Below are 16,816 nucleotides of genomic sequence, written 5' to 3' on the forward strand. Positions count from 1 at the left end.
TCTCCTTTATATTGAAAATACGCGTTCGATAAACCAGAAGACGCCGAATAAGCCGATCAAACCCGAGGCGCCTGGAAGCCAGCGGTCGTAGGCTTTCTTCAGGCTTCGATGAAACACCCACAGCAAGGAAAGCACAATCGCTACCACCGCAAGCTGACCGAGCTCTACCCCAAGGTTAAAGGAGAACAAGGGCAGTGCAATGTGACCGGCCAGCGTTCCCTGCAATATCTCGGCAAACCCGAAGCCGTGAACGAGTCCAAACAGCGCCGTCAGCGTCGTCCGGTTCATCGGGATCTTCCGGGTCCAATTTAGATTCTCCATCGCTACATATACAATGCTAAGGGCGATGAGCGGTTCGACAAGAATCGGCGACAATGAGGCCAACTCCAATGCGGCCAAAACCAAGGTCACACTGTGACCCACGGTAAAAGCCGTAATTAGGCGGACGACCTCCTTCCGGTTTCGCGTGGCAACAATAAGACCGGCGACGAACAAAAGATGATCGGCCCCGCCCCATATGTGCTCCATCCCCATCCGCACGTACTCCATGAGCGTCAGGTACCAAGGGTTGGAAGCGGTGCCTTGCGAGGCCGGCTGCACGCCTTTGAAGCTTGTCTTCTCCTCTGCCGCCCCCGCTTGCCCGCTCTCCTGCGTCTGCGAAGAGCCTTGAATTTGCAGGATGGCGTTGTTCTGGTTCAACACCTGAGTGACGGTTTGTCCACCCAGAAGAATCGTTGCGAAGCTTCGATGGTCCGAGTTCGTTCCGTTGTAAAAGAACCCGTACTGCACCTGAAAGCGTTCAACCTTGCCGGGAAACGCGTACACCAAATCGAGTTCGACCATTGGCATTTTGGCCCGCAGCGTTTTCTTTACCTGTTTGATCGCGGCTTGTCCGACCTTGCCGTCCCCTGTCACAATCAGTCCGTCGTTCACAAATGCCTTCAAGCTTTCCGACGCATCGCTTAATTCTTGTTCGGAAAGCTTTCCGTCCCCGTCCTGATCAAGCTTGAGCGCTTCCATCAGATCATGCTCGCCAAAGGAAAGCAAATATTGAAGCTCCTGTTCCTTGACGGTGATATCCGAATACCCGGTAAAGGTGAAATGCGCTTCCGCGCCGGGCGGAAGAAATAGCCCCAAACCCATCGCCAACAGCAGAACAACAGCCGCCAGCCCTCTACGGTAAATGGGACCGTACCTATTCGCGAGCATCATTTAACATGATCAACCTCCCTTCTTTGTGTCCAACTCTTTAGCAGCAGGCGGTTCATTAATTAAATTGTAGTCATTTATGTTCGCTCGATGTTAACGCAGCGTTAAGAAATTATGAAGAACCGACAAAAATCGATTCCTCACGACAAAAAGCCCTTCAAATGAAGAGCAACTGGGCATGACTCATGCAGTTGAACGGGGCAAGGGGATCAACTCCCTATACCATCCCATTATTACGACCGCACGCCAACACGCTAGATGTTACCCGCAGGTTTCTCTAAGGGGGTACACCCTTCTCCCAATTTAAAGCACCAAAGGAAATAGGCCAATCAGAAGTTTCTGACTGACCTAATAATTCGCAAGGGCCCTTTCGGGTTCCTTGACGGTGAGCGGTTGTAAAATTAATATCCATTGCGCCGTGACTTGCGAATTAGTCGAACGACGGTAAAAATAACAACGATCCATAAAGCGAGGCTTAGCAGTGAAAGCAAAGGAAACCCGAGCGAAAAACCGGCAAATGGATTGAACAGTGATCCTAGAATCGTCCCCAAAGCTAATCCACCGAATAGTCCGCCAAAAAATCCACCAAAACCGGTTCGCGGAGATGGCGTCGTTCTCGGAGGCGCTGGATTACGTACCGCATTATCCGGTCTAGCAGGAGTTGTACGGCCGGGGCTCCCGATCCCGGGATTATAGCTTCCCCGAGGCGAACGATATCCGCCCCGTTTAAAAGGCTCAACAGTACCCGACGGTTTGACTTCCTCTTGCATTTCATACGACAAACTGTAAACTTCCGCCGGCGAATTTCCAAAAACCAATGTGCCCAATAGGACCAGTACCAAGATCTTTCTCATTTTGTTTGTTCACACCTCCACCAGTAGATTGCCCCAATCGGCGGATGGAAATATTACGAATATTCAGGGAATAAGTGGACATATTAGAATTACTTTCAACAAGGGTCGCAAACATTGGAGCACTGAAGTACCACGTTACTTCAATAAAACAAGCAAACTGCCGCGGCATCTGCTTGTAAATGAAACTTACTCTTTTGTTCACACATGATTATATATAGAATGTCATGTTTTTCTTTTCATCCTTATAATATTGGATTCGCTTTTGCAAATTTCCAGTGTGAAATTCAAATTTATGTCCATCAGGGTCCGTAAAATAAATTGATTTTCCTTCTCTTGCTTCATCACGATTACGCCCATCCAGGATACTTACACCTTGATTCTTAAGTTGCTGTTCAATATGTTCAAAATCATGTTCATCTACTGTAAAAGCCATGTGGGTATACGATGAATGAATATCATTTCTTGGAATATCCATTTGTACATTTAAAGCAAGCCAAATACCATGTAAATCAAAATAAGCCATCTTTTCTGCTTTAACCATAAGTTTCGCTTTAAGCGCTTGCTCATAAAATAAGATTGATTTCTCAAGGTTAGATACGGAGAAAGTGATATGGTTTAATCCTTTGATTTCCATTTTGTTAAACCCCTCCCCTTCATATAATCATGCTTTTATACATGACATCATACGATGCATCTATTCAAAAAGCCTGCTGGCCTTTTTAAAATGCAAAAAAGACAGCTTTGGACTGCCTTTTTTGGTCATTCATTACGATACTGTGTGAGTTCGTGCAGTGATCCATAGCAGAAAGAACCATCCCTAACGCTTCTATTATCATGTGCCGCAAAAGGTTCGGTAAGGACGGTTTGATTGCGCAGGCAGTGTCGAGTAATCAGCCTGTTCGGGGGAATGCGCGTAAGGGCTTGAAAGAACATCAAGAAGCCGCTCCATCACGCTGTAGTCTCCTTGTTTCACCGCGGCTTCTAGTGCGGCTTCTACCCGGTGGTTCCGAGGGATTAGCGCAGGATTGCTGTTCCGCATCAACTGATGCGAGGAGGCTTTCGTTTCCTGCTGCCTGCCTAATCTCGCCTGCCACAGCTCGTGCCACTGAGCAAATTCCGGGGTCGTAAACAGAACCGTATCCTCCGCCGTATCAAAAGTTAATGCGCGGAAGGTATTGGTATAGTCCGCACGATACTTTTGCATCATACTGAGCAGGTCTTCAATAAGGGATTCATCCTCTATCTCTTCGTTAAATATCCCCAGTTTTGCTCTCATTCCCGCGAGCCAATTCAAGTGATACCACTCCGTAAAATTTGAAATTGCATCCTGGGCCAGTTCGACAGCCTGCTCCTGATTTTCATGCAGCAGCGGCAATAGCGCTTCAGCAAATCGCGCGAGATTCCACGCGGCAATATGCGGCTGATTGCCATAGGCATAGCGGCCTTGAGTGTCAATGGAACTGAATACCGTTGACGGGTCATAGGCATCCATGAAGGCGCAAGGACCATAATCAATGGCTTCTCCACTAATGGCCATGTTGTCGGTGTTCATCACCCCGTGAATAAAGCCAACCAGCTGCCATTTGGCAATCAGCACGGCCTGACGCTTAATCACTTCCTGAAGTAGGAAAAGATAGCGATTCTGGGCAGCGTCAACGTCTGGAAAATGTCGTTGCAGTGTATAATCAGCCAGGACCCGGAGATCCTCGGCAGTGCCCCATTTTGAAACGTATTGAAAGGTGCCGACGCGCAGATGACTGGCAGCCACGCGAGTCAAAATTGCGCCAGACAGGTCGGTTTCACGGATTACCGACTCACCCGTTGTCACCACCGCTAGGCTGCGGGTAGTCGCAATACCAAGCGCATGCATGGCTTCGCTGATGATGTATTCGCGCAGCATCGGTCCAAGTGCCGCTCGACCATCACCCCTACGGGAGTATGGCGTTCTACCTGAACCCTTAAGCTGAATGTCAACCCGCTCACCGAAGGGAGTGATCTGCTCGCCAAGCAGCAGAGCCCGGCCGTCCCCTAACATGGTAAAATGCCCGAATTGATGCCCAGCGTAAGCTTGAGCAAGAGGCAAAGCACCTTCGGGAATCCGGTTGCCGGCAAGCACCGCTACGCCATCTTCGCTTTGCAGCGCCTGGACGTTCAACCCCAGGGATGTTGCCAACGGATTATTGAGAATGATCAACTTCGGTGAGCGTACTGGGGTTGGGTTGGTGACGGTAAAAAATGATTCCGGCAGACGGGCATAACTGTTGTCGAAGTTCCATCCTGTCTCTATTATTTCTTTTCCCTTTGTCATCGTATCTCCTGTTCTTCTTCAGTCTTTTTGTATCCTAGTTTTTTACATGGACAAAAATCATAGGCATTCTATTGCATTTTTTAGTTTTCTGTTTCCAAATTAACACAAGACAGGCCCTGTTAGTGTATACTTCTTCCAATTTATTATACCCTTTCTACACAAAGATGGCGCCTTATAAATATTATTTAGTAGTGAAATCATTCCCCCTCTATTCCTACGCGCAATACCAATTACGCGAAATTATACAGGCTCAAACCCTGTATACCGCTTAATACAAGGGCTATTGGCTTTCAATCAACACACTCCACATGAGACGTACGGAAACAACATACAATCTAGCCGCATCTATTGATAGGGTAAACTAATTCATAACAAAGAGGCCCTCACAGTCAAACCTAAAAATGGTCGAATCCTACTTCTAACTTCTCCATACACATGAACATCAACTTCCTCGGCTACTTCCAATGAAGCAACTAACCCATAGGGAACAGAAAAGTGCCGCTTGGTCGCCCGTCAAAATCTCATGTTGAATTGTTCCTCTTGTTAAAGATAGGATGCGACTTTGTCCATGTCAACGATCCAAATTAACCGAGAGATTTCAATCCACGCATCCGGATAGGATGCGACCAAAGTTACCGCCCACATCCAACTGACCTTCCTTGTTTCAATCCAAGCGTGGATTGAAACATATAGAGTGTGAAGTGGAAACCTATCCGATAGACCAGATAGGTTTCTTGGGGTGAAGTCCCTTTTTTTATATCTGAAAATCCTTACGGCTCAAGGCCTCAGATTACTGCAAAACGCTCAATTACAAAGTACATCCATAAAAGCATAAACCCATCCTTTATCAGGACGGGTTTATTGATAATAGTGTGTATAATGGCTATATGGGTTACATCAAGGGCCGTAATTACACCAACTTATATTTATTCGCACGTTCAACAAATTCCTTGTACCCCATAAAGTTTTCAAATTCTTGAACATCCGCAAGATATTCTGCCGCCAAGCTTTGATCTTTTGTTTGATGGAAAAGTTCCAGAGCTTTTTTCACCCCGGCATAAGCCGCTAAAATAGAAAAGCCGTAATATAGGACAATATTAGCGTTCGCATCCTCTTCATCGGCAACAGAGAATCCCTTGCTATCAATTGCCATCACTTTCCCTTTGACCCGATGGCGCACTTCCTTTAATACATCGGGACGAATACCCGTAAGGAAAACCATGTCTGCTCCTGCTTCCGTGAAAGCGTTCGCGCGTTCAATAGCGCCCTCTAAGTTATTCAAGGCCCAAATCATATCTGTACGGGCGATGATAAGAAAATTGGGATCGGTTTTCGCATCTACTGCAGCCTTTATTTTAGCCACCATTTTGTCAAGCGGGAGCAGAATTTGCGGCACGTCTGCATGCTTTCCGAATTCATGATCTTCAATATGGATGCCGGAAACACCAGCTTGTTCAAAAGCTTGGACAGTCCGCCAAATATTAGCGGCATTATTGAACCCATTCTCCGCATCCGCAATGACTGGAATAGATACGGCATCTACTGTTTTTTTGGCGTGGCTGACCATTTCATGCAATCCCAACAAACCGATGTCCGGCAGTCCGTACGCGCTCGAGGAAGTAGCATAACTACCGACATAAACAACGGGAAAACCGGCATCTTCAACTAGTCTGGCGCTCAGGGCATCGTATGCGCCGGGAACGGGAATGCTTTTTTCCTTTTCGATTAGCGATTTCAGTTTTATTCTTCTTTCTTGATGATTCATATTAAAAGTACTCCTTTTCAATTTTCTTTCGCTCATCCATTTCAGATGGTCGTATTTGTTTTTCTCGAAGCAATTTTTTTAGACAACCAGCCGAAATGGCCGCCGGAGTTCATCACATCAACCATAAACGGCGATAATTTTGTCCCTGTAATTGACGTATTTTTTGTTCGGTTGATGATCAGGGCAGTTTCCAGGTCTACTTCGATTTCGTCTCCCATTTCCACTGCTTTCAAAATGCCCGGACACTCTAACAGATTGATCCCGTTAATCATGGATTGGTCAATGAGGTAAGTGGAGAAACTCTCTGCTACTATACAGTTGATTCCTAACACCTTCATTCCTATGAAGAAACTTGCATGGATTTTTCCATTACCGAAGTTTCTCCCACCTACCAAAATATCATTTTTTTGCACGATACCTGGTATTTTAGGATCATACGCCGCCAGAAACTTAGCTGCTAACTGGGCCGGCGGCAGCGCATCCATCCCCAAATACCAGCCGGTGGCAGTATCCAAGTTCACATGCTCTCCTAAAACCGTAATTGCTTTTCCAGTAAACTTCATGCTCGTACCGATCTCCTTTCTTTACAAAAATGAGACGGTTTCACGTCTCAACATCACTTTAGTAAGTTTGCGGATCCGTGATATAACCGGTCAATGCAGAAGCGGCTATGGTCGCCGCACTTGCGAGGTAAATATCCGCATCGGGGCTTCCCGAACGTCCCGGCGTATTCAACGTTTGTTGGGACAAGCCTACTTCACCTGGCGCCAATGGCCCTTGTACACCAACACATACATCGCAAGTCGAAGAGAGTATAGTTGCGCCGGCTTCCGACAACGTTGCAAGCAATCCTTCTTTTGCCGCCTGTTCGTATACCCTTCTTGTAACGGGAGATACTAAGAACCTCACGTCGGCGTGTATTTTTTTCCCCTTCAATATGCTCGCAGCGGTTCTTAAATCGTCCAGAGTTCCTCCTGCGCAAGTGCCGAGGAGACATTGATTTACTTTAATAGAGCCTAATTCTTTGGCAGGCTTTACAGTGTGCATTTCAGGAGGACAGGTTACCATCGATCCAATTTTTTCAGCGTCATATTTTAATATTTTTTCATATTTCGCATCATCGTCAGCTTTTATTGTTTCAACATCGATGTTGAAGTTTTCCTTGAACCATTGCTGGGTCTTGCTGTCGGATTGCATAATCGCTCCGTCTGCACCTGCATACATCACGTTGCCGCATAGAACCATTCGCTGTTCGATCGACATTTCGTCTATGGTAGTTCCGGCAAACTCAATCACCATTCCGTATGCGCTGTCAGGACCGATATCATTTAATATATGAAACCAAATATCCCGGCTGCTAATATTGCGGCCAAGCTTGCCGTTTATTTCGATCCGCAAAGTTTCAGGGACGCGGACAGTGATTTCTCCTAACGCATAGGCCTCATATGGAGCGCTTCCTAAACGTCCTCCGTTTGTAAAGAAAGCTCCTATTCCCCCGGCGTTCGAGGCTTGCGGGTCCACATGCACAAATACTTTTCCGGGAAGAATGTGCCCTTTTTCAACATTAACCACATGTCCGATCCCTTCGCCCTTATCATAGATGTTCTTGATGCCCAGCTCTTCGGATTTGCTTCTTACTGCCTTGAACAGTTCAACATCTTCAATGGATTTAGGCGGATAGTTGTGGTCGCCGTTAATGATACAATTTTCCGGTTTGGCTATTTTGTCTACGCCTACTTCCAACAGTTTTTTATGAACATCCTCGATCCAGTTGAACCCGGAGAAGGAATAGAGAATCGGACCTACAAAATCTTTAAGCACTACATATTCGCCAGGTACGACATTTTCTTTGCCGGCATATTTAGCCAATATTTTCTCACTTAAAGTCTTACCCATTTCATTACCTCCCTTGTCTTAAATCCAGTTAAAAATGATTACGGTTACAAACTGAGGTTTGCATAAGAAATCTAATAAAATTGTTCCAGCTATTCATTCGTTGTCTGCCGCCATAGTCAATTTTAAGCGATTATTCTCCAATCGTACCGGCAGCAAAGTAAGTAATCGTCCTATCCCCTTTCTTCAAATATTTAAATATAAGTTCAAAGTATTAATATTTTTAATATATACTAAAATATTCGATTTTACAACTTCATATTTAAGCTTAAATTTATATGACCCGATGTTCTTTAAGAAACAGAGATGCGATAAATCCAACAAAGGCACATATCGAGCCAAGAAGAAAGACGTGAGTATAAGTTGAAGAAGCATCAATGAAATAACCCGAGATAACCGGAGCCGATGCTCCTACCAACTGTGCCGACATACTCATGACGCCACCGATCGGCGCGCTCGCTTTTGTGGGGAACATGGTCGTCGTAAATGGCCAAATAACAACCCACATATTCACAAAAAAGGCGAATATCAAAACCAAAACCATTGTTAACCACAATGGAACCGAGATCAGATCAAAGACAGCGAAAAGCGCTGATAAAATCGCGGTTCCGATCAATGCGCCGGAAGCAACCTTTTTACGGCCAAGCTTGTCGGATAAAATGCCTCCGACAGGTTGACTTAGTAAGGCGGGAACGGTAGAGGCAATTGCCCATAGAAATCCGGCTGCACGAATGTCAATTCCATATTTATGTTGGAGAAAAGCCGCGAACCATGTCCAAACAAAGTAAAGCGCTCCCAAATAACCTGCATACACAATGGATAATAGATAAGGATACCATGAACGTTTCATAATATATCCGAAAGAAGGTTCGTCTTCGGCCGCATCAACATCGCTTTTTACTTTATCTACATCCAAAGAAACCAATCCGATTTCCTCAGGACGATTTTTAACAAGAAAGGGAACAATAAAAATCATGATAACTCCCGGCAGAGCGGACCAAAGAAATCCGCTTTGAATCTGGCTCAAACCAAATATGGAAACGGAACCCAATATGAGTATCGGCATTAAAGCTCCGCCTAAAAATTGTCCCAACGCTCCCCCAGTTGCCATGATGCCAGTTGAAATACCTCTTTTTCTCGGCGCGAACCAGCGCGCTAATACGGGATATGCAGGTACCCAAACGGCTGCCGCTCCGACACCAATTAACGCTCTTGCCGCTATGCTAAGACCCACGCTATCGACCTTAAAAGCATAAATCACGCTGGCTAATGTCATGATTGCAGTGCCAATTGTAACGGTCCATTTAGCACCCAACCAGCGTTCACTAATATATCCCCAAGGCACTTGCATAATCGCGTATGCCCACAAATAAGCGGAGTCAATCCATCCGACAGTTGCAGCACTCCAATTGTATTCTTTTCTTAAAATCGGAATTACCGTTGGAATATTGTATCGCATGAAAATATCAATTAAATAAACAGCCCACATGACAATCAATAATTTCCAAGAATAGCGATAAAATCCACGTTCCAAACCACGTTGTTTTTCTTGTAAATTCACTTTATAACCCCCATAATGATTTTTGTGAGCGATTTCAAATTCAAAAATAAAAAATTTAGACTTTATGCATCATGATCATCTCCGATTATCAAAATTGCTTTCGTACTTGTAACTTATGAAATCCATCAGTCCAGATGTTTAAAATGTGATGCCCCTTTTACGTCTCCAATCTCAGCCCACCTTTCAATATTTTTAAAATATTAATACGTTTTGAATATATACTGAAATTTTATTCTTGTAAACAGTAAAATTAATACAGGGCTTATTTGGTTTGAACAAAAAAGGGGCTGTCCCAAATGGATCATTCCTGTCTTTAGCAGGAAGACTGGAGTAATGCGGCATAATCTAAACAATCGCCGGAATTTCCGGCGCTTTCGCTTTCTGCTTCAGCAAAAAGCAAAAACGGTAGTCCCAGGGCTACCCTGGAGCTACCGTTTTTGCTTTTATCCAACCTATATTTGCTTGTGCCATGCCGATTATGTCAGCTAATTTGGGGGACGCCCCTTAATACTTGTTGATCAATAAGAGGGCGGCGTAATGGCCCAGATGGAAATTAATTTATCGGGACCAACATTTACCCATTTATGAGGTATTTCGCTTTTGAATTGCGTACTGTCTCCTTCATGAATGGTGAAAATTTGACCATTCAAATCAATCTCCATGGAACCTTGGATCACAAACCCGCACTCTTCTCCTTTATGCGAATAATAATCATCTCCGCTTTTACCGCCCGGATGAGCAATAATTAAAAGCAGTTCAATATCGCCATTTAAATCTGGAGATAACAGGTACATCTCGGTTTTAGATTCCGATGAAGAAAGCATCTTTCGTTTATTTGCTCTAACAATGTGATTCTTCTCGAGGATTTCGTTATCTTTTCCATTTTCCATAAAAAAATATGCTAATTGTACATCCAAGGCATCACTGATCTTTTTTAATGTATTTACCGATGGATTTGCGATGTTACGTTCAATTTGACTCAAGAGACTTATTGAAAATCCGGTTATTTGTGAAAGTTTAGTTAATGAGAGCCCCTTTTTTGCGCGATAGGTTCTAATGTTTTGGCCAATATTCATATAAAATCTCCCAACGTTAAAGCGAAGTCCTTTTTTATAACCCCGTATTTTACAATTTGATTTCATCCACAAGCTTTTATTGGCTTTAGCCGCTTTATCACCTTGGGCTTTGTCTAAGGCCTATGCAGCTAATTCGAATTTACTCCATTATAACATGTAATAATAAATTGAACTATTTTTCTTCCCGATTTAGTACTTTTTACCCTTTCTGTAATCCTTAGTGACCTTGATGCTCACTGATGTGCCGTTTTTCCCTACATATATCCCATCTCCCGCGACTGATTTGAAGTTCGGATTCACACGACGATGTTTGGTCGGGATGGAACGACCGCCACAGCGCTGTCGGTATCGTCTTCTTCTTTATCATACAAAAAAGAGAAGCTTCACCTGAAGCCCCCTTGCAATCGCATATGTCTGCCTGACACCATCAATCACGACAGAAATTGTAATTCGGTAACGTAAGCGATGGATACCTTACCTTTTGACTAACTGGCGGTCCTCGAAATTACCTTTGAGTCTATTCTTCTTATCCACTACAATATGTAACGCCCTTGTAAACCATTACAGAAACGGGCATTATGGGTCATCATACCTAAAAATGAAACAATGGGTACGTATCATAGGATGCTCCACGAACTTAAGGAATATCCCGACCATACGGAGTATCATAATTTAAGAGCATAAACATCAGGTGACTTACAAAACCAAATCCCCTCAAAAACATCCACAAATCAACAATGAAGACGACGATGTAATAAAAGAATCTTTTCGGCAGGAACGACTTGGGTATTCCAAGTTTGAGGTAACAACAGATTACTATGCGCATGTCACTAAGAAGGTTTCTCGAGATACAGCTGACAAGCTGGACAAGTTTAATCCGAAAAATTTCGTCCCCAATCCGTCCCCAAACAACATTTCAGCCCAAATGTAGTACTCCATGAAAATGAAAAAAACCTTGATTTCTCAAGGGTTTTCTCGGTAAGCGGGTGATGGGAATCGAACCCACGCCACCAGCTTGGGAAGCTGGAGTTCTGCCATTGAACTACACCCGCGGGTGAAACAGCTAGTTCACATTATACGCGCTGTGGGGCCATTTGTCTAGATGAAACTGCTGAAGCAGAGGGAACTCTGCGAAAACACTAACATTTGAACTCCCGTCCGGAAACCGATATGATTTACATATATCATTTTCCAATCCATTCCAAGGAGGAATCGATTTATGAAGTACCGGGTACTAGGCAAAACAAACCTGAAGGTGTCCGTCATCGGCGTCGGCACTTGGCAGCTCGGCGGTGAATGGGGTAAGCCCTACACGCAAAGCGAGGCGGACGCCATTCTCGATGAAGCGCGCGAATGCGGCATCAACCTGATCGATACGGCCGAATGCTACGGCGATCATACATCGGAGAAGCTGATCGGCCAGTACATCGCTCGCAGCCGGCGCGAGGATTGGGTGATCGCGACGAAGTTCGGCCATCACTTCCATGAGAATTTCACCCGTTCGCAGGTATGGTCGGCGGACGAAGTGCTGGCGCAGCTCGATGCGTCGTTGAAGGCGCTGCAGACCGATTACATCGACATCTACCAGTTCCATTCCGGAACGAACGAGGTGTTCGACAACGAAGCGCTCTGGACGATGCTGAACAAGCAGGTGCAGGCCGGGAAAATCCGCCACCTCGGGACGTCGATCGCCAGCAACGATAATTTACATCAGGTCGAAGCGTCTTCCCGGGTAGGCTCGGAAGTGATTCAAGTCGTGTACAACCGGCTCGACCGCAAGCCAGAGGAGCGCGTCTTCCCTTCATGCGAATCGCAGCAGCTGGGCGTACTGGCGCGCGTGCCGCTAGCCAGCGGTTACTTGAGCGGCAAGTACAAGCCCGGCGCCGTATTCGCCGCCAATGACGTGCGCTCTCGTCATGAGGCGGAGCAAACGCGCCTCAAGCTCGAGGAAGTCGAACAAATCCGCCGTAACGAAGTACCGGCCGGCCTGGACATGTCGACGTGGGCGCTCGCTTGGTGCTTGAAGCATCCGGCCGTCACCGCCGTCATCCCAGGCTGCAAAAGCCCCGAGCAAGTGAGAGCTAATGCCGCTGCGGCCGACTATGTCGGCGAAGGGCATCCGCAAAATTGGAAGGAATAGCTCCTTCCGACACATACTCCCGTTCGGCCACCGTTTGTGGAGACGGGAGTTTTTGTTTCACACGGAAGGAATACGTGCCTTTCATGAACCGGAGACGACAAGTTGGACGTCCTCAGGCAGACTCACTTTTTTAGGTAAGTACATCCACGCCAAAAAACCGCTTCACATCTTAATAAATGTGAGCGGTCTTATTTCTTTGCTTCCTGGGACTGTGGTTAATAAACAAGAGGCTTGAGCTCAGCAAAAGCAATGCCGCATCCTCTCTCCTTCATACAGCAGCTCCACCACTGCTCGATACCCGCTGCAGTAAATTCGTAAACTCCATTGCCGGAATCGGCCTTGAGTAGATAAAACCCTGGATCTCGCGGCACTTGACATCCAGAAGGAACGAAAGCTGCTCCTCCGTCTCCACGCCTTCGGCAATGACGTTCAGCTTCAAGCTGTGAGCCATCGCCATAATCGCTTGCACGATGGCGGCATCGTCGGGGTCGTCCGTAATGTCGCGGACAAACTGCTGCGCGATCTTCAGCTTGTTGATCGGGAATTTCTTTAAGTAGCTCAGCGACGAATAGCCCGTGCCGAAGTCGTCCATGGATATATGTACGCCTAATTCCCGCAGCGTTTGCAGCTTTTCGATAACCCGATCGACGTGATACATCGCGATGCTTTCAGTAACTTCAAGCTCCAAATAATGCGGTTCCAACCCGCTGTCTTGGAGCGCCCTTAGCACGATATCGACGAAGTTCTGCTGATGGAACTGGAGCGGCGAGATATTGACCGCCATCTTCAATGGAGTAAAGCCGGCAAGCTGCCAGGCTTTGTTTTGCTTGCAGGCCGTGCGCAATACCCACTCCCCGATGGGAAGGATTAGGCCGGTTTCTTCCGCAAGCGGAATGAACTCACTGGGAGAAATGAAGCCCAGACGCGGATGATTCCAGCGTAGCAGCGCTTCCATTCCGTTAATTCGGCTGCTGAAAATATCGACCTGCGGCTGGTAGTACAGCACAAACTCTTCCTTTTCCAGCGCCTGGTTAAGCCACTCCTCCATCACCAGCTTCTGGATGACGGTGTCGTTCATTTCCTCTTGATAGAACTGATAGCCGTTCTTGCCGCCGTCCTTCGCGCGATACAGCGCGGCATCGGCATTCTTCATCAGCGTGATCGCATCTTCGCCGTCCTGCGGGTACATGGCGATCCCGATGCTGCAGCCGACGCGAAGCACATGTCCTTCCATCGAGAACGGTTGGTTCAGCAGGCCGATGATTTTTTGCGCGACCTTCTCCGCATCGCCGGCTAGCACAGTATCTTCAACAAGCACGGTGAACTCATCGCCGCCTTGCCGGGAAACGACATCTCCCGCTCGCAGGCCGACTTTCAAGCGTTCCGCAGCTTCAATCAGCAGCAAATCGCCGAAAGCATGACCGAACGTCTCATTCACATGCTTGAAGCGGTCCAAATCGATCAGCATGACCGACAGTTGCCGGTTGGACGTTCGGGCAGCCTCGATGGCTAACGACAGCGACTGTAGAAACATTTGACGGTTAGGCAGCCCGGTCAGTTGATCGTGATAGGCCAAATAGGTAAGCTGACGGACCGTTTTTTCACGTTGGCGAATTTCGCCGGCGACCGCGTATAACAAAGGTCCTGTCACAAGCAAGAGAAACACCATATCGAACAGATCCCCGGACCACTTTCTCTCTCTCATGACAAACAAACGTAACATCATTTCTAAGAGGTCCAAAGCCATCATACAACCGACGATGACCAGCACCATATTCAAAAGACGGCTGGAACGAATATGCTTCATGGTTTTGTAAAGAACCGGAGCGGCGACAAGCGAAATTGCAGCTAACCGGATGTAATCCAATGAATCGTTCGTCCAGCCGATAACTTCCTTCAAGGAAAGCAGAACGATTTCAGTTCCGACTAGAATGAACCACAATCGCAGAAAGATGAAATGTTCGTGCCACTTCGTCTCCCGCCTCGGATTCGTATCCGAAGTATTGTGCATTTGTACCATGACAAGCCTCTGCTTCCTCTTCTTAAAGGTATATAACCTATTGTAATGTTCCTAGTTCGAAAGGACAAGATATTTTTGGTCTATAAGTCCTATCTAAAGGCTAGAAAACCGAGGGCAGAAGGCAGAATTATGTCGAAATCCGTTTGGTTCAATAGATCCGGATTTCATTGTGATATACCGTTTCATCATCGTTGGAATCCATGACACGCACTTCCAGCTGCCATGTCCCCGCATACGGGAGATACGCCCCCCGTGCCTTATAGGTGTATCGTTTCATCCCGAAAGATTCTTCGACACTATTATCCTCCACCGGTTCCAGCGGCACCTGAAACGGGGCAACGTCCGGCATTTCCTTGGCATGCAGCTTCATCAGCACCTGCTTCGGCTCCCCCAGCTTCTCCGGCAGCCATACCTTCACCGTAAAATCGTTCACGCCCGGCGCATTCGGGCTAATTTGCGCCGTCATATGCTGCTTCTCGCCCATCACATGCCAGCGCAGCGGCTCATTGGGCGGCAGCGGAGTCATATACGTGAAGATGCCGACGATGACAACAATGCAAGCCATAAGACCAGCGTCAATTCGCACGAGAACCCCCAGCGTGCGCTCGCGTTTGCGCTTGAATAGGCGGCGAATAACGGCCGCTGTCAAGACAACAAGCAGGACGAGGGCGGTTTTGGCGAGCAGCCATAACCCCCAGCTCGTCTCCAGGACGTAGCTGATGTCCGGCAAGAAAATGAATACGGACATCGCGCCCGATACGGCGAGCAGCAAAACGCTCCAGAGCGCCGCGGAAGAAAACATCGGCAGAAATACCCGAAACGCTTCTTTCTTCGCACTAGCGAAGTAAAGAAGCATGACCAAACCGCCGACCCATACGGAAGCGGCTCCCAAGTGAAGCCAATCGAGGAGCAGCGTCTGTCCTCGAGGCTCGAACGCGGCGGCATGGCCGAGCAAGCTTTTGGCAAACCAAACGAGCGCCACCCACGCATAATCGAGCCATGCCCGGTGGTACAGGCATACGAAGGAAAGCAGGGCCAGCAGCAGGCCGCCGAGCCAAGCGTAGCCAATCGTCGTTTGCGTAAACAGCCGAACGAGACTGTCCGTTCCGCCGTCCCCGATCAAATCGCCCAAATGCGCGCCCATAAATAAGATGTAAACGATCGTGTACGTTTGCTGCAAGCCGACTGCGATTCTTTTTAAGGAAAGACGAAGGTCATCCGGACGGTCGACCCCGAACCAGCGCATCCACATCAGCCAGCCGGTCAGCGCCAGCATCGTCATATAAAAGGCAATACGGGCCGCGTACTGCAGCACGTCTTTCGTGCCGAAAGCGTCCAGCAGACCGTCATGGCGGTGCATGTGTTCCATCGAAGCATCGGGCTGCGTGCCGGACGGCGTATCCAGGGTTTGTCCGACGGCGAACAAATAGCTGCCCTCAACCGGGTGCCCGTCTGCGGAGATCACGTGGTACGTCGTTAAATAGGTCCCCTTCTCCAGCGGCGGCAGCTGCAGCGTCAATACGGTGTGCGCTTCGTTCAAAACGGCGGGCTGTTCCGTCACCCTCCGCTTGTTAGAATCATAGACGCGTAAATAATAGAGTCCTTCCTCCAGCCGTTCATTAAAGGTTAGTGCGACGGCAGCCGGGGACTCCCGCAGCTCGCTGTTCGCATCCGGTACCGCCTGGACGAGACCTGCATGCGCGCTGACCGGCTGCGCCGGCATAAAGCTGAGCAATAAGATCGCTACAAGGCCTATATAGTAAAATAATCGCTTCAACATCATTCCTCCTCTGCCCGGGCAACGCACGCCCGATAACCTGGCGCTTGTGTTCCCAACCTTAAATGTAGCATAAACGTGTAAGCTAAACCAAATCCGCGTTAACTTCCAAAGCAGTTCTATGAATAGACAAATTCCAGCGAAATAAGAGATTGACAGAACGACGTGCAATCATGTAAATTCATCTTATCGCCCAAACGGAACAACTATATA

At 47.3% G+C, this 16,816-nt stretch carries 11 protein-coding genes and 1 tRNA gene; 1 reads left to right on the forward strand and 11 read right to left on the reverse strand.

What is annotated here, in order from left to right; all coding sequences use genetic code 11:
- Positions 1 to 6: 6 nt before the first annotated feature.
- The 9 genes from FKP33_RS11070 to FKP33_RS11115 form a co-directional block, all read right to left on the reverse strand.
- Positions 7 to 1,212 (reverse strand): HupE/UreJ family protein, encoded by a 1,206-nt coding sequence (locus FKP33_RS11070; RefSeq protein ID WP_141335029.1) that lies wholly within the window; start codon positions 1,210 to 1,212, stop codon positions 7 to 9.
- Between the two features lie 1,059 nt (positions 1,213 to 2,271).
- Positions 2,272 to 2,697: a metallothiol transferase FosB gene (fosB, locus tag FKP33_RS11080; RefSeq protein WP_141335031.1), complete on the reverse strand. Its 426-nt coding sequence runs from the start codon at positions 2,695 to 2,697 to the stop codon at positions 2,272 to 2,274.
- A 198-nt stretch (positions 2,698 to 2,895) separates the two neighbouring features.
- The gene (locus FKP33_RS11085) at positions 2,896 to 4,371 is read right to left on the reverse strand and encodes a protein adenylyltransferase SelO (protein WP_141335033.1); all 1,476 of its coding nucleotides are present in this window, start codon (positions 4,369 to 4,371) and stop codon (positions 2,896 to 2,898) included.
- 910 nt (positions 4,372 to 5,281) lie between these two features.
- Complete coding sequence (locus FKP33_RS11090; protein WP_141335035.1) at positions 5,282 to 6,136, reverse strand: isocitrate lyase/PEP mutase family protein; 855 nt, start codon at positions 6,134 to 6,136, stop codon at positions 5,282 to 5,284.
- A 41-nt stretch (positions 6,137 to 6,177) separates the two neighbouring features.
- Positions 6,178 to 6,699, reverse strand: coding sequence for a 3-isopropylmalate dehydratase small subunit (locus FKP33_RS11095; RefSeq protein ID WP_141335037.1), 522 nt, complete (start codon positions 6,697 to 6,699; stop codon positions 6,178 to 6,180).
- 58 nt (positions 6,700 to 6,757) lie between these two features.
- The gene (locus FKP33_RS11100; RefSeq protein ID WP_141335039.1) at positions 6,758 to 8,032 is read right to left on the reverse strand and encodes an aconitase family protein; all 1,275 of its coding nucleotides are present in this window, start codon (positions 8,030 to 8,032) and stop codon (positions 6,758 to 6,760) included.
- Positions 8,033 to 8,303: 271 nt separating this feature from the next.
- Complete coding sequence (locus FKP33_RS11105; RefSeq protein ID WP_141335041.1) at positions 8,304 to 9,590, reverse strand: MFS transporter; 1,287 nt, start codon at positions 9,588 to 9,590, stop codon at positions 8,304 to 8,306.
- Positions 9,591 to 10,108: 518 nt separating this feature from the next.
- On the reverse strand, positions 10,109 to 10,666 hold the full coding sequence (locus FKP33_RS11110; protein ID WP_181410120.1) for a helix-turn-helix domain-containing protein: 558 nt from the start codon (positions 10,664 to 10,666) through the stop codon (positions 10,109 to 10,111).
- A gap of 981 nt (positions 10,667 to 11,647) precedes the next feature.
- Positions 11,648 to 11,718: transfer RNA gene (locus tag FKP33_RS11115), tRNA-Gly, on the reverse strand.
- A gap of 167 nt (positions 11,719 to 11,885) precedes the next feature.
- On the opposite strand from FKP33_RS11115, the gene FKP33_RS11120 reads away from it, so the two are divergent.
- Positions 11,886 to 12,806 (forward strand): aldo/keto reductase, encoded by a 921-nt coding sequence (locus FKP33_RS11120; protein WP_127608401.1) that lies wholly within the window; start codon positions 11,886 to 11,888, stop codon positions 12,804 to 12,806.
- Positions 12,807 to 13,074: 268 nt separating this feature from the next.
- Here FKP33_RS11120 and FKP33_RS11125 read toward each other — a convergent pair whose 3' ends face one another.
- Both FKP33_RS11125 and FKP33_RS11130 read right to left on the reverse strand, forming a co-directional pair.
- Positions 13,075 to 14,826 (reverse strand): putative bifunctional diguanylate cyclase/phosphodiesterase, encoded by a 1,752-nt coding sequence (locus tag FKP33_RS11125; protein ID WP_141335045.1) that lies wholly within the window; start codon positions 14,824 to 14,826, stop codon positions 13,075 to 13,077.
- Between the two features lie 148 nt (positions 14,827 to 14,974).
- A complete protein-coding gene (locus FKP33_RS11130; RefSeq protein ID WP_258313433.1) occupies positions 14,975 to 16,603 on the reverse strand; it encodes a copper resistance CopC/CopD family protein in 1,629 nt (542 codons plus the stop codon).
- Positions 16,604 to 16,816 lie beyond the last annotated feature (213 nt).

The organism is Paenibacillus sp. tmac-D7 (assembly GCF_006519665.1).
Lineage (GTDB): Bacteria > Bacillota > Bacilli > Paenibacillales > NBRC-103111 > Paenibacillus_G > Paenibacillus_G validus.